This window comes from Kluyvera chengduensis, assembly GCF_044197065.1.
GTDB classification, from domain to species: Bacteria; Pseudomonadota; Gammaproteobacteria; order Enterobacterales; family Enterobacteriaceae; genus Kluyvera; species Kluyvera ascorbata_C.
The window spans coordinates 192662-205409 of sequence record NZ_JBIQOI010000003.1 but is presented as its reverse complement, the minus strand read 5'-3'; the positions used below and the strand labels follow the sequence as shown (position 1 = coordinate 205409).

The 12748-nt window shown below is 46.7% G+C and carries 10 protein-coding genes and 2 tRNA genes; 4 read left to right on the top strand and 8 right to left on the bottom strand.

The window, feature by feature from the left end; genetic code table 11:
* Positions 1–55: 55 nt before the first annotated feature.
* From ACH1XZ_RS11945 to ACH1XZ_RS11925, 5 genes are all read right to left on the bottom strand, one after another.
* Positions 56–1033: a Csu type fimbrial protein gene (locus ACH1XZ_RS11945; RefSeq protein ID WP_395595739.1), complete on the bottom strand. Its 978-nt coding sequence runs from the start codon at positions 1031–1033 to the stop codon at positions 56–58.
* A gap of 28 nt (positions 1034–1061) precedes the next feature.
* Positions 1062–3341: a fimbria/pilus outer membrane usher protein gene (locus ACH1XZ_RS11940; protein WP_395595738.1), complete on the bottom strand. Its 2280-nt coding sequence runs from the start codon at positions 3339–3341 to the stop codon at positions 1062–1064.
* Between the two features lie 70 nt (positions 3342–3411).
* The gene (locus tag ACH1XZ_RS11935) at positions 3412–4119 is read right to left on the bottom strand and encodes a fimbrial biogenesis chaperone (protein ID WP_395595737.1); all 708 of its coding nucleotides are present in this window, start codon (positions 4117–4119) and stop codon (positions 3412–3414) included.
* 14 nt (positions 4120–4133) lie between these two features.
* On the bottom strand, positions 4134–4643 hold the full coding sequence (locus tag ACH1XZ_RS11930; protein ID WP_395595736.1) for a Csu type fimbrial protein: 510 nt from the start codon (positions 4641–4643) through the stop codon (positions 4134–4136).
* Positions 4644–5052: 409 nt separating this feature from the next.
* Positions 5053–7815 (bottom strand): autotransporter outer membrane beta-barrel domain-containing protein, encoded by a 2763-nt coding sequence (locus ACH1XZ_RS11925; RefSeq protein ID WP_395595735.1) that lies wholly within the window; start codon positions 7813–7815, stop codon positions 5053–5055.
* Between the two features lie 822 nt (positions 7816–8637).
* Between ACH1XZ_RS11925 and ACH1XZ_RS11920 the strand changes: the two genes are divergently transcribed.
* Both ACH1XZ_RS11920 and ACH1XZ_RS11915 read left to right on the top strand, forming a co-directional pair.
* Positions 8638–9120: an Hcp family type VI secretion system effector gene (locus tag ACH1XZ_RS11920; protein WP_395595734.1), complete on the top strand. Its 483-nt coding sequence runs from the start codon at positions 8638–8640 to the stop codon at positions 9118–9120.
* A complete protein-coding gene (locus ACH1XZ_RS11915; RefSeq protein ID WP_395595733.1) occupies positions 9117–9596 on the top strand; it encodes a DUF2778 domain-containing protein in 480 nt (159 codons plus the stop codon). The genes ACH1XZ_RS11920 and ACH1XZ_RS11915 overlap by 4 nt, the downstream gene beginning before the upstream one ends.
* A 672-nt stretch (positions 9597–10268) precedes the next feature.
* On the opposite strand, the gene ACH1XZ_RS11910 is transcribed toward ACH1XZ_RS11915, so the two are convergent.
* Positions 10269–10559, bottom strand: a complete 291-nt coding sequence (locus tag ACH1XZ_RS11910) for a SymE family type I addiction module toxin (RefSeq protein ID WP_395595732.1) — start codon at positions 10557–10559, stop codon at positions 10269–10271.
* Positions 10560–10685: 126 nt separating this feature from the next.
* Between ACH1XZ_RS11910 and ACH1XZ_RS11905 the strand changes: the two genes are divergently transcribed.
* The gene (locus ACH1XZ_RS11905; protein ID WP_395595731.1) at positions 10686–10877 is read left to right on the top strand and encodes a toxin-antitoxin system HicB family antitoxin; all 192 of its coding nucleotides are present in this window, start codon (positions 10686–10688) and stop codon (positions 10875–10877) included.
* Positions 10878–10914: 37 nt separating this feature from the next.
* Entirely contained in the window at positions 10915–12123 is a 1209-nt protein-coding gene (locus ACH1XZ_RS11900) for a DUF3644 domain-containing protein (RefSeq protein WP_395595730.1), read from the top strand.
* A gap of 4 nt (positions 12124–12127) precedes the next feature.
* Here ACH1XZ_RS11900 and ACH1XZ_RS11895 read toward each other — a convergent pair.
* Together ACH1XZ_RS11895 and ACH1XZ_RS11890 are read right to left on the bottom strand one after the other, a co-directional pair.
* Positions 12128–12222 (bottom strand) — tRNA-Sec (locus ACH1XZ_RS11895).
* A 384-nt stretch (positions 12223–12606) separates the two neighbouring features.
* Positions 12607–12700: transfer RNA gene (locus ACH1XZ_RS11890), tRNA-OTHER, on the bottom strand.
* Positions 12701–12748: the final 48 nt, after the last annotated feature.

Below are 12748 nucleotides of genomic sequence, written 5' to 3'. Positions count from 1 at the left end.
GCATGTCCGGCGGGCGATGGCTTAAAAGGCGTGCCGCTATTTGAGACGGTTTTCTTTAGTAGGTCACATTGATGGTCACCGTATCGGCGTAGGTATCCGGGCGATAGTTGGCGCTGGGCACGACGGCGTACACCGTCTTGTTGACCGCGAGTCCGGTTCCCGTGCCCGGCACCGTATTGGTAGAGGTGATATTCCCCCATGCAGTACCGCTGACACCCGCCGTCGAGTTCAGCTGATAAGGTACCCTATCGAGATTGGTCGCGGGAATGGTGGTGCTTTTCATCATGCCGCTGCCGGTGGTGCTGCCGTTGGAAGGCGAAAGGCCAATGGTATACGGCGTCGAGTTTGTGCAGGCCATGGTGAAAAAGTTATTACCGGTAATATTGGTCTGCGTGCTGGGAACCGAGCCGAGGTTGATGTTATTGGCCGTGTTAATGTTGCACTGTTTGTTGACGACGGCCGTGACCATAAATGAGAACGTTTGCACCGTGCTGCTGCCGCAGGTGCCTGGCGGGAGCAGTAGCGCGCCGTTGATGGTGACGGATGCGGTAGACCCGGCATAGCTGTCGGAATAATTCCCCGGCGCGACGGTATTTTGCCCGCCAGGAACGGTGCCATAGACCGTCAAACTGCCGCTGACCGTGGTGATATCCAGCAAGTTGAGATCGACTTTGGGGAAGGTGCTGCCGGGAGCCGTCTGGTTCCCCCACACCAGACTGTTTCCGCTCGAATCTTTATAGTAAAGCTGGTAGTTCAGCGTGCCGCCGCCGCTGGTGGTCATCTTGCGGGTGGCGATGGTATTGCCGCCCGGCGCACCGAGGTTGAAGCACAGGGTGTACCCGCCGAGTACGTCGCCGACGACTTTTGAGCAACTGTAGTTAAAGGTCATCGAGGTCTGGGCATCGGTGGTGGATAACGGGTTCACCGAGCTAAACGCCACGTTCGAAACGGCGGTGATGGAGCAGGTCACCGCATGGCTTTTCATGGGGAAACAGAAAACCCCAATGAGTAAAATCAACACACGTAGCCACATAGCGTCAGCTCCTGTTTAGTGAAAGCGTTTATTGGCACGTTAACGGGCCAATCTGCGGGATATCCCGTGGTTTTTGCGGGTAGTCGAACTGTGCGGAACAGGCGCCTGCGCTGGTGCTCACCCTCAGCGTGTTGTGCATTTTCAGCGTATCGAAGTAGACCATGCCGTCGAAACCAACCACCGCACGCTGCCCGGATGCGCCGTTAAGCACGGCGGTTGAGCCCTCGGGAATGTCCTCCCCTTTGCTATCTTTCAAGATGATCAATGCCGAACGCACCGGCCTGACGGTGAAGTTCACCATCGTCCCGGAACGGTCGGCGGGGGTCGCCACGGCGTTAACCGGGTAGATCTGCATATTTGCGGGCAGGTTTAACGGGTTAATGCTGATCTGGTTTTTCTGATAGCTGTTAAGCGGCGTCACGAGCAGTAGCCCCTGGCTATCGCTGGTGCCAATCGGGTTGTTCTGCAACTCAATGGGCACGTCCGGCACGCCGTCGGTGGAGACCACCGCAAAACCGTTGTTGATGAGGCGCGAAGCAAACACGCCGCCGCCCATCAGCACCAGCGAACCGTCAGCGCCCGCATAGGCTGACTGACTGTCAGCGATATGGCTATAGCCGCTGTACACATTGCCGTAGCGCCCTAGATAGCCGATTTCACCCTGCCCATTTTGCCGCGAATCCTGCTGGTTGAGCGCCAGGTTCCAGCCCCAGCCGCCTTCCGTAGGCTGCGTCTTGCTGGCGTTGAGCATATAGCTCATCTGATCGTTGCTGCGCTGCACGGTGCTGCTGGCGCTAATGTTGTTATCAAACGAGACGCTGACCATCAGATACAGGCTGCGGTCGCGGCTTTTATCCACGTTCTGATTGAGCCCCGCGTTGAGGTAGACGTTATCGGTGACGGATCTATACCAGTTGGCGTTGGTATAGCGCTGCGTGCTTTCACCGGGATAGCGGAACTGCAGGTAGCCCACGCTAAAGCTGCCGAGTGTGTCCGTGGTGTAGCCGACAATGGTGCTCTGATTCAGCGAAGGCGGCGCCTGGCCGTAACGGGTGGCAACGTCGTGATAGTCGTTGACGGTGGCCGTGGTGGCCGTACTGAAGCTAAAGCGGCTGTTGCTCCAGCGGTAGCCCAGGGCATAGAGGAGGCCATTTTTCCCCGAGTCTGCGCTCATCGCCAGCGAGGTTGAAATGATGCCGCTGCTACTGCCGGGTATCCAGTCGCTGCTCAAACCGCCGTTGACCAGGCTGTCGGTGGCTTCGGCGTGCCCACCGAGGGTAAAGCTATTGCTGAAACCGTGCCGCCAGGTGCCGCTGAAGGCGGGGTTACTGGAGTAGTCAAAAGAAGAATAGCCGTAGTTGTTCCGCACCACGCCAACTTCCGCTGACCATTGGGTAATGCCTTTGCGCAGTAAAGACTGGTCGGTATAGAACGAGAAACTCTGTACCGTCGTTTTGCCTAAGGCATCGGTCATGGTGACCTGGCCGGTGCCCGCGCCGTTAATATTTGGCAGAGTGTTGATTTCAAAATTCCCCGCCGGGACTTCGCCGTTGTAGTACTTCACGCCGTTCATATACAGCTCAACGCTGGAAGGCAGGGTGGCGGAGCCGAAAAAGGACGGCAGCGGCGTGGTCGGCGTGTAGGGCTGAAGACTATAGTCCGTGCCAAGCTGTATCCCGGCGATGCGGGTCGGGCGTGACCAGTTCAGCGCGCTGGTAAAGGTATCCCCAGCGGTGACGGAGAGCACCCGTTCCGGGAAAGAGGAACGCCAGCTGGTGTCCAGGCGCGTCATGCCGTTTCCCTGATCGTAATCGTCATGGCTGCTGCTGTAGCGGGCTATCTGCGTGGAGCTCAGCACGCCCGCGCTGCTGAAGGCGCGAAGCTCGGTGTACGCGTTGGCGTTGTTCTGTTCGTTTTTTTCCTGCGAGGCGTAGAGATCGTAATTGAGCAGCAGGCCGCGCGACGTGCTGGCCTTAGGGTTAGTGTCATCCCGGTCGCTAATCTCCGTGGTGCCCATATCCAGCATGGCCAGCGGGGCGGTGAGGGTCAGCGTTTGCAGGTTGGCATCGTAGTCCAACTGCAACTGGGCGATATCGTTCAGACAGACCGGGTCCGGCGCGCCGGGTTCCACCCGCAAACCAATCTGGCGCAGGGTGTCGGCGCTGGCGTACAGCCGGTTGTTGTCAAAGCCGAACCGGGCGATGCCGATGTGGGTCTGGTTCAGCGTCACGTCGAGATAAAGATCGACCCCGACCAGCGGTTTGCCATCGGTAATCACTCCATCCTGCGGCGGTTTGTCGCTTTTCATTTCCGCAGACATACCCCTTGTTAAAAATAACACATTGAAAATTAAAATAATTAAAAGCCAGGTTGGCCTGCTATAGCGGTTGCAGCGATTTTTTACCATTGACCGTGACTTCAAGCTTCCCTCCCTGTCCTGCGTCACCGGCGCTGGCAGGAATAATCCAGCGCATCGTCGAGCCGGGAAGCACGTACCCTAATAACCCCGGGGTAATCTCTTTTCGGCTGCCTGACGCAGAGAGAATGCTGACTGCAGATATTTGCGCGTGCCCATCTCCCTGATTGCTGACTTGCAAAAACGCTTTCCCGTTTTCGCGATGGATCTGCCATTGCAGTCTGGCGAAGGCGTCACTCACGCCCGGAGGCTGGATAAAGACGGGAATGGAGTAGTGCAGTACGAACTGCAGGGCATTTTTTTTCAGCACCGACGGCGGCAACTCGTTAATGGAGAGGCGGTAGGCATCTTCTGTGGTCGGCGGCGGCCCGGTGCGGATCACGCGGATAAGCTGTCGCCCGCCGGGCGCTAAGGTCAGCATCGGCGGGCTGATCACCAGCCCCTGTGACGAGGCGAGCTTGTCGCCATAGTCGCTCTGGCTCCAGTGAAACACGCGCACCTGAGCGTTGATAGGGTTGCTACCGGTGTTGCTCAGCCATATCCCTTCAGCCCGCTGGTTTTGTTGCAGCGTCAGGTTGACGGGCGTGACCTGCAGGCCTTCTGCTATCGCCAGTGGGCTGACGAAGACCATCCCCAAAATAAAGGCAAGCGCACTCTTTTTCCCATTCATGTGCCGTCCCTGAACTAGTAGTTAACGCTGATGGTGACCGTATCGGTATAGGTATCGGGTTTGAAGTTGGCGTTAGGGGCCACGGCATAGACCGTGATGTTCTGCGCCAGGCCGCTACCGGTTCCGCCGACCCCGTTACCGGCGCTGGCGGAGGTGGCGGTGTTACCCCACGGTTTGGTACCCGCGGAGTCCTGGTTTAGCTGATACGGAACTTTATCCGTGTTGCCCGTCGTACCCGACATAAAGCCGTTGCCTGTCGTACCGCCGCCGTTAGCGGAAGAAGGCGTCAGGCCAACAAAGTAAGGCGTGGTTCTTGAACAGGTGACCGCCATCGTGGTTGAGCCGTTGGCTGTCGTCTCATCGGACTTCACCGAGCCCATGTTAAGCAACGCCGGTTGGGTAACAGAACAGCTGCTTGTAATAACGAGCTGTACCTGAAAATTATTTGTTGCCACCGCCGCGTTCGCTGCGGGAATAACGGCGGATGCCAGGCAGAAAAAAATGAACTTGAAAGACGTGTTCATAGTATTGACCTCTACTTAGGTGTTACTTTTCCTTAGTAAAACAATGACGTATGAATATTAAATCCTTATATAAAAATAGAATAGGTAGCAATATTCTGCCAATTTACCTTAAGGCTTTTTTATTAAAAATAGATCGCTCATCACCTTATTGGGTGAGAAAATAAGAATATAAATTATATGATATATTTAAACGGTAAGTGATTATTTGAAATGGAATAGTAGGTAATGAGTGTGGGCGTAGAATAGGTGTTTATTTTATTTTTTATAAAATAATATGTAGTGATAATTAAATGATTTTAATAATACTGGCATGCGTTTTCGGATCATTCCCTAAAAATAGTAGGGGTTGTGCCTCTGCTTCTCGCCGGGTAAAGCTGTGTTTACCCGGCCATATTTGCTGCTTTGTCCGTTAGAAAGCGTATTTTACGCCCAACATGCCCTGAGTATCCTGATAGCTGTTGGCCCCTATCTGCTGAGCTACACTGCCCCACACACTCAGATTTTCGCTTACGCGACCTTCCACGCCTGTTTTGAGTTCGGCTACATTGCGCTGGCCCTGGATGTCAGAGCGATCATCACCCATTTTCACACCATAATCCTTTGCGGTGTATACCCAGTTCGCTTCTACAAACGGCTCAAATTGACGGACTGTACCTTTGTTCAGATGGCTCTGACCCGTCATTGATAAACGTACGCCCAAACGGGTTTGTATGTTATCACTGCCACGGCCCTCAACTTTCGTACCGTTTGTTTCTGTATGATCATCGGCCTTCACCCCAGACCACAGTAACTGTGCCTGCGGCGTTACGTAAACATTATTCACCATGCCGCCTGCTGTCATGTACGAGCCGGTATGGAAGGTGTATCCGGTCTCCAAAGAAGCAGTAAGACCCTTTGATTTGTACTTTTCATACGATAGTTCATCGCCCTTCACGGAGTTGTTAAACCAATTCCAGGCAAGCCAACTATCTGCATACAGACCCGTTTTGTCTTTCGCATTTTGATACCAGGTACCATAGATTCCGGTGCTGTAACCCCACACAGAGCCTTTTGATTTGTAACCCGACAGGTTATTAAGGGTGCTGCTGTATTGCTTCCCATAGCCTCCCATTATGCCGAGGTGCCAGGCGTCATCAACGCCCAGACTGCCGTTAAGAATGTCGTTCCCAATCTGAAATACCATCCGGTTTGCGGAGTACTTAGACTGACCGTCTGACATCCGACCTTCTGAATGGGCGCCCACAGAACGTACCCACAGACTACTGTCCTGGCGCGCACCGGTGACGGGATTAATATAAACTCCGCCTCCCTTGCGATCTTCCATGCGCATATTAAACATTGTTGCTGCTGCCTGCAGGTTTGAGGCATAACTGCCTCGCTCAGGTCGATAAACTTCATTGCTGGTCAAATACCAGTTGTTCATATTCGCCCCTGAAGCTGTCCCCTGTTGGAGATGATACTCATAGCTACCTGCAACGATACGGCCCTTCTGAGTGAAGGCATCAGAGGTTGAGTTGCCGGTAGTAATGACCTCAATCCCTTCCAGCGTCTGAGCCCCTGTTCCGCCTTCATTGGTGACCGTCACATAGGTTTTTCCGGTTGCTGAGCCACTAATAGACAGTTTGTCAGTCAGGCTGTTATCACCACCTAGTACGGTTCCGATAGATAAGGTTCCTTGGTTACCGACGTAATTTCCATCAACAGTCAATGTATGACCAGCACAGGATGAACAGGCGTTAAGTATTACATTTCCACTATTTGTTAATGAAGAAATCACGGATGAAGATAGTAAATAAATATAGCCACTGTTATTTAATATACTATCACCCGTTAATAACGTATCGGTTAAATATGCTATCCCTGTATTATCTAATGTGCTTCCATCAACATTTTGCTGTCCATTTATGAATAATTTACCAGCGTTATTTAATGTTGAATGGGTAAAGCTGTTCCCCTCTTTTAAATACATCTTCCCTGCATATTCATTCACAATATCTACCGAATCACCATTATTTCCGGAGGAAGATAATTCTCCGCTGTTTTTTATGGTGGCAGATGATGTGGAACTATTAGCAAGATCCAAACGGCCATCGTTGTTAATATCGCTACTGGTCGCTATCCCGTTATTTATATATGCAGAAGAAGTATTGTCTATATTTATTTCGGTTGAAATTACCGAGTCGTTATTTGAAATCAACTGACTTTTATTATTCAGCGTGATGATGGCATCATTTACTGTATTTGATTTAAAATTTAACGTTGAATTGTTAGCTGTTATTTTTGAATTTGATGAGTCATTATCTTCACCTGACAGCACGCCTCCGTTACTCACTTCCATTATATTGTTTGTGCTTACATTATTTTTTAATATGGTATTTGCATTGTCAGTTATTATCGTGGTACCTGGGGCATTATTGTTTATTGCCGTTAGTACGCCGCCATTCTCATTTACAATGGTTGATTCAGCAGCGTAATTTGAGTCAAGAACAACCGTCGACGCATTATTCAGCACAGAAACTTCACCGGCATCGTTCCCATACATAGTCACCGACGAGCCATTCTTTATGGTGAAGTTTGAGGATGTTGCGATATTTTTATCAAAATACGCAGTAGAGGCATCTAATGATATAGTCGCTCCAGATGCATGGTTTGAACTAACAAAAACCATTGAATCATTATTAGCATCAATCTCTGCGTTAACGGTGTAGTTCTTATATAGAATTAGTGTGGCTCCAGTGCCTGATGCCGAGAACTTTCCCGATGTTGTAGTTGAGTTTCCCTCGTAATAATGAATCACACCATCTGAATTTTCGGCTGAGAACTCATCTGAATAGTCACCGCTAATAGAGTTTTTTAAATAATATGTTGCCTCTGAAGCATATAAATTTCCGCCTGTTAACGGATTGACTACTGAATATGCATTTCCGGAGCCTGAGTTTTGGTGTAACTGGTAAGGAGAGTCAGTTGAGGAAATGTTGTTTGAATCAAATGTTCCTGAATATCCTGATCCTGTTTCATCAATGCTTTGTATCGCATTGGATGCGACTTCATTACCTGAAGCATCAGTATGCGCAGCGAAAGCACTTTGGTTAAAAAGGAAAATAATTGATATTAGTTTATAGTGCGTTTTATATTCTTTTTTATCTTTTTTTTTCAAATTTATTAGAGACATTCCTGAAGTCCTCATCCAGTTACAACAACATAAATACGCTATATGTAACTTATGATTGTATTATGCTTTTTATTTTGGAGCTAAATGTCGTTGCATTTATCGCGTCGGATAAGAATTTTCCTAATGAAATATATGCCAGGCAATGCTGGGTTCATGCAGGTTTCTGATATTAATAATATTTGAAGTTATCTGTTATACATGGCTGGCGATCATTATTAAACATTGGTTTTTTGATGTGTTTATAATTATTATTGGGAGGATGATAAGATTTTTATTATTTTACTGATAACTTAAAATAAAGAATATGGCATCAACAGGTTGATTTTAAACAAGTATTTGTATAAAGCACTTGCTGGTTCTGACTTTTGTTTAATAAAATTTATATTATGAAAAACAATAAGTATCAAAAACAATAGAAGAATTTTGTGGGACTATTCTTTTACATACTGTGCACGTGCAGCCTTCCATCACTTTTACGCTAACCTGTTGCCCGGTTTCGACCCGGCTTCGCACAGCCACTTCCCGGAAAGGGTAAGACCAGGCGTGTTTTTGTTTGCACCCTGCGGGCGATATCCCACAATCAATATGTGTTCAGTATTTTTCTGCGTAATGAGAGGGCTTTTATTTTTGGTAAATGATTAACTTCATAACTGGAGATATTGCTCTGTAATACATTTTCCCTTCTTGCAAAAAGTGATGATGGAATAATTAACATCAATATAAATAACATATAATCACTAGCTATAGCATTTTTTGCTTTGGTAGCATCTTGATATCCCCGTTATTAATGTTTCTATAAACCAATGAAATGGAGTTTTGTATATGGCTATTCCTGCATATTTATGGCTTAAAGATGACGGTGGTGCTGATATTAAAGGTGCTGTAGATGTACAAAATCGAGAGGGCAGTATTGAGATAATGGGCTTCGGCCATGGCCTGCATCTACCGACCGATAACAACACGGGAAAAATTACCGGTACACGTGTTCATACGCCTCTCGTTTTTGAGAAGGAGTTTGACAGTTCAAGCCCATATCTATACAAGGCGGTAGCCAAAGGGCAGACGCTCAAAAGTGCAGAATTTAAGTGGTACAAAATTAACGACTCTGGACAAGAAGTTGAATACTTCAACATGTTACTGGAAGGGGTAAAGGTCGTTTCAGTTTGCCCCCTTATGCATGACGTAAAAGACCCAGTGATGGAAAAACATAATCATCTTGAAAGTGTGGCGCTGCGTTACGAAAAAATAACCTGGAAACATTGTGATGGGAATATCATCTTTTCAGATGCATGGAACGACCGATGATCCGCTGTACGTTTCACCTTAATAATGCACAACTTTCAACTCTAAGCTGTCCCGGTATTGGTTTCTTCCCTGCATATTCTGGTAACGCTGGAAAATATAGGAACAACCCTGAGGAATCCAGTACTGCTGAAAGGGGACCACTTCCACCCGGTAGATATTTTATCGTGACGCGCCAGAAAGGTGGGCTTAGATCCCGATGGCATGACCTTATAAAAGAACTGGAGAGTGGATCAAATCGTGATTTATGGTTTGCACTTTATCGCGAAGATGGTGCGATCGATGATATGACATTCATTGATAATGTTCAGCGCGGCTCCTTTAGGCTACACCCTGCCGGACAATCAGGTATAAGTAATGGCTGTATAACATTACCTAACCATTCACATTATAGAGTTTTACTTGGCGCTTTGCTTCGAACGGGGTCTATTATGATTACCCCACAATTAAAAGCATTTGGTACGGTACAGGTATATTAATGAATCCCAAAAAGCATGTATGCATTTGGTTAGTTGAAACGCTGATGCTTTTCGGAATTTATAGCATCCTGTGTTTCTTTATGCCGGATGTATGGCTGTATCATTTCTACACCAGAAATTTTGGATTTGTAACTGAACTGGAGTGGAGCGATAACTATACTTTGGTATTGTTTATAGCTTCATTATTTTTGAATGTAATATGTATTTATTTGTTTGCGCGTAGAAAAAATAAAATAGACCGGAAGTTGAATGGTTGTTCATGACGATTTGGATATTTACTAATGAAAGTTGTATTTTTTATTGCAAGCTGGTGCACGTTAGTATTTATGATGCTGCTTGCTTTGTATCATTATATTCCTGTTAAGGTGCAGTATTCAATGGCAGAACACTTTGGTGTTTATGGCGATGAGTCCGTGATGGATTTCTTATTATATGTTTACTTTGGACTATCCATATTATTGGTTTCTATTATTTTATCATGTGTTCTTATATTAATTAGGAAGAAATAAGGTTAGCCATGTTGCTATATTTCGGGCTATGTACACGGGTGTCGGTATCCCGCTAATCTTAGCCATACATTTGTTGAGATCTTCTGGCAATGATTCACCCGATTGCTCGTTAGCCTCTTTTCTATTGAACCTGTAAGTCTGGCTTACAGGTTCACTTTTACCCTCAATGTACTGCCGACACCGCCGCTTCAATCCCTTTCAGCTTCAACTGCGTTTCCTTCAACTCCGCCAGCAGCTTCTGCTCCTGTTCGCCATAGGCCATCAGGACTATGCACCCATCCATCACTTTTACGCTAACCTGTTGCCCGGTTTCGAACCCGGCCTCGCGCAGCCACTTCCCGGAAAGGGTGAGACTCGGCGTATTTTTGTTTGCACCCTGCGGGCGATATCCCACAATTATTGTGCGCTCGGTTTTTGCTGTGGGTAAGTCTGGGGTAGAATGCGAGTCAGCCATAATCAACTCCTTGATAGTTGGTGAGGTTAGACGCTCTGGTTGTGTTCCCGCACATCAGAGCGTTGTCTAGCTAAGGAGGTTTAGGTGGCCTCCTATATGTGTCAGAGTAGATGGATAGGTGGCCTCATGTCAATCGTATCGCGCGAAAAAAAACCAAAAGGCGGCGGTCAGTCACCGCAGTTCAAGATGCGTATTGATCCGGCGTTGAAGGAACAGTTGGATGTTGTGGCGGCGGAGGAGGGGGTTAGCCTCGCCAGTTGGTTTAAGGAGTTGGCGAGAGAGGAATTACGTAAAAAAGGTGTAAGTCCCAAAGGATAAAATTTATCGGTATCACATATTTGTGAAGGAATTGCATATGTCGCGTACAGCCAATCAATTAAAATTGCTTGAAGTTCTTAGACAGTATGAAAGTTCAAACACTACGTTTACTCCAATAGATTTAGCGTCTCAAACGGGTTATACAGTTAATAGTATTAGAAAATATATTCATGAAAAGTTAAATGGTATATATGTTAATAGCTCGGATGGGAAATCATGGAAGTGTGAAGGTATCCATCATTTATCAAATGATGATTTTATTGTTCTAATGTCACAATCGCTAAAAGCAAAAACATTAACACCAGAAATAAAGATCTATAGGTCTCTTCTTAAGCGAAGCTTAGATGCTTTTATCTTATCATTAGAGGTATATAATCGGCCTAGTTTAGGTAACAGAGTTGAAGCATTTTGTATCTTATCAGTAAATGCTTGGGAATTACTGTTAAAAGCAGAGTTAATTAAATCTTCTGGCATGGATTCTGTTTTTAAAAAAAATGGACATTCAATATGTATTACTGATGCCATTAATAAAAGACTACAACAGAACGATCCAGTTAAAAGAAACCTTGATACTCTGATTGAACTTAGGGATGGAGCTATTCATTTGCTGTTACCTGAACTACAGCCAGAACTTTCCCGCCTATTCCAAGCTAATGTTTTAAATTATCAACAGCGATATTTAAAAGAAACCGGAATATCTCCATTAGCAGGGCAAAGTGTTGGAATGTTAAGCTTAGTTGTAGATGGGCCCAAAAGTGATATTTCAACAATTAAAGAAAACTATGGAGAAATGACTGCAAATGTTGCAAAAGAGTTTCTTACACGCTTTCATCAAGCGACAAAAGATCAGAATTCTAATGAGTTCAGTATATCGATTGATTACAAATTAACGCTCACTAAATCAGAAAAAGAGAGTGATTTATCATTAGGTGCAGGAAGCCAAGGCAGTAATGCTATTATTATTCGGGAGACCAGAGATCCTGATATAACTCATCCATATTATCAGGGTTCTGCAATCGAGAAAATAAATAACATCCAAAATGATTTTGTTATTACTAGATTTTCGTTTACGGCGATTATTAAAAAACATAATATACAAAAATCAAAACGATCTGATATGCATTATACTATAGATAATAGACATAGATATTCTGAGAAGTTTATACAATGGCTGGGCAAAAATTTGAACCATCCAGGATGGTTAGAAGAGTCTGTTACGTACTACAAAAACACAAAAAAGAAATAAATTTTGGCGGAAGATCACAGGAGTCGAACCTGCCCGGGACCGCTGGCGGCCCCAACTGGATTTGAAGTCCAGCCGCCTCACCGGAGACGACGATCTTCCGCGCCTACATTGCTACATGGAGGCGGGCGCATTATAGCTACTTTCAATCATTTACCACATCCCCCCAGGGCACATTTTTCGCCCCATTCCCCCTGCACTTTTGTACTTCCAGGATAAAACCCTGCCTTTTCCTATGGTTACATTCTTCACCTGTAACACAGCGCACAATTTACCGCACTTCTTGCCCGATGAATGGCGTAAAAACCATCACCATAACCGAATATTTGACCCTTTCACGGCCAGTTTGCGTCGTGTTTATCAGCCGCTGGCCGCGCAGGCTTACGGCGTAAACGAGCCGGGACAGTATCAGGAAGAAAAAGGATATGGCTAAGGGAGAGTATAGATAAAACGGGTTAATACTTTGGCGGAAAAGTGAGCGAATTTTGGCGGAGATCGCAGGAGTCGAACCTGCCGGGAGCCGCAGGCGGCTACCACTGGAAAAGATGTCCAATCGTCTCACCGGAGACGACGATCTTCCGCGCCTGCATTGCTACATGGAGGCGGGGCGCATTATAGCCACTTTCAA

Excerpts from the sequence above, each read along its gene's own strand:
- ACH1XZ_RS11945 (WP_395595739.1), bottom strand. The coding sequence starts at position 1,033 with ATGTGGCTACGTGTGTTGATTTTACTCATTGGGGTTTTCTGTTTCCCC.
- ACH1XZ_RS11940 (WP_395595738.1), bottom strand. The coding sequence starts at position 3,341 with ATGAAAAGCGACAAACCGCCGCAGGATGGAGTGATTACCGATGGCAAA.
- ACH1XZ_RS11935 (WP_395595737.1), bottom strand. The coding sequence starts at position 4,119 with ATGAATGGGAAAAAGAGTGCGCTTGCCTTTATTTTGGGGATGGTCTTC.
- ACH1XZ_RS11930 (WP_395595736.1), bottom strand. The coding sequence starts at position 4,643 with ATGAACACGTCTTTCAAGTTCATTTTTTTCTGCCTGGCATCCGCCGTT.
- ACH1XZ_RS11925 (WP_395595735.1), bottom strand. The coding sequence starts at position 7,815 with ATGTCTCTAATAAATTTGAAAAAAAAAGATAAAAAAGAATATAAAACG.
- ACH1XZ_RS11920 (WP_395595734.1), top strand. The coding sequence starts at position 8,638 with ATGGCTATTCCTGCATATTTATGGCTTAAAGATGACGGTGGTGCTGAT.
- ACH1XZ_RS11915 (WP_395595733.1), top strand. The coding sequence starts at position 9,117 with ATGATCCGCTGTACGTTTCACCTTAATAATGCACAACTTTCAACTCTA.
- ACH1XZ_RS11910 (WP_395595732.1), bottom strand. The coding sequence starts at position 10,559 with ATGGCTGACTCGCATTCTACCCCAGACTTACCCACAGCAAAAACCGAG.
- ACH1XZ_RS11905 (WP_395595731.1), top strand. The coding sequence starts at position 10,686 with ATGTCAATCGTATCGCGCGAAAAAAAACCAAAAGGCGGCGGTCAGTCA.
- ACH1XZ_RS11900 (WP_395595730.1), top strand. The coding sequence starts at position 10,915 with ATGTCGCGTACAGCCAATCAATTAAAATTGCTTGAAGTTCTTAGACAG.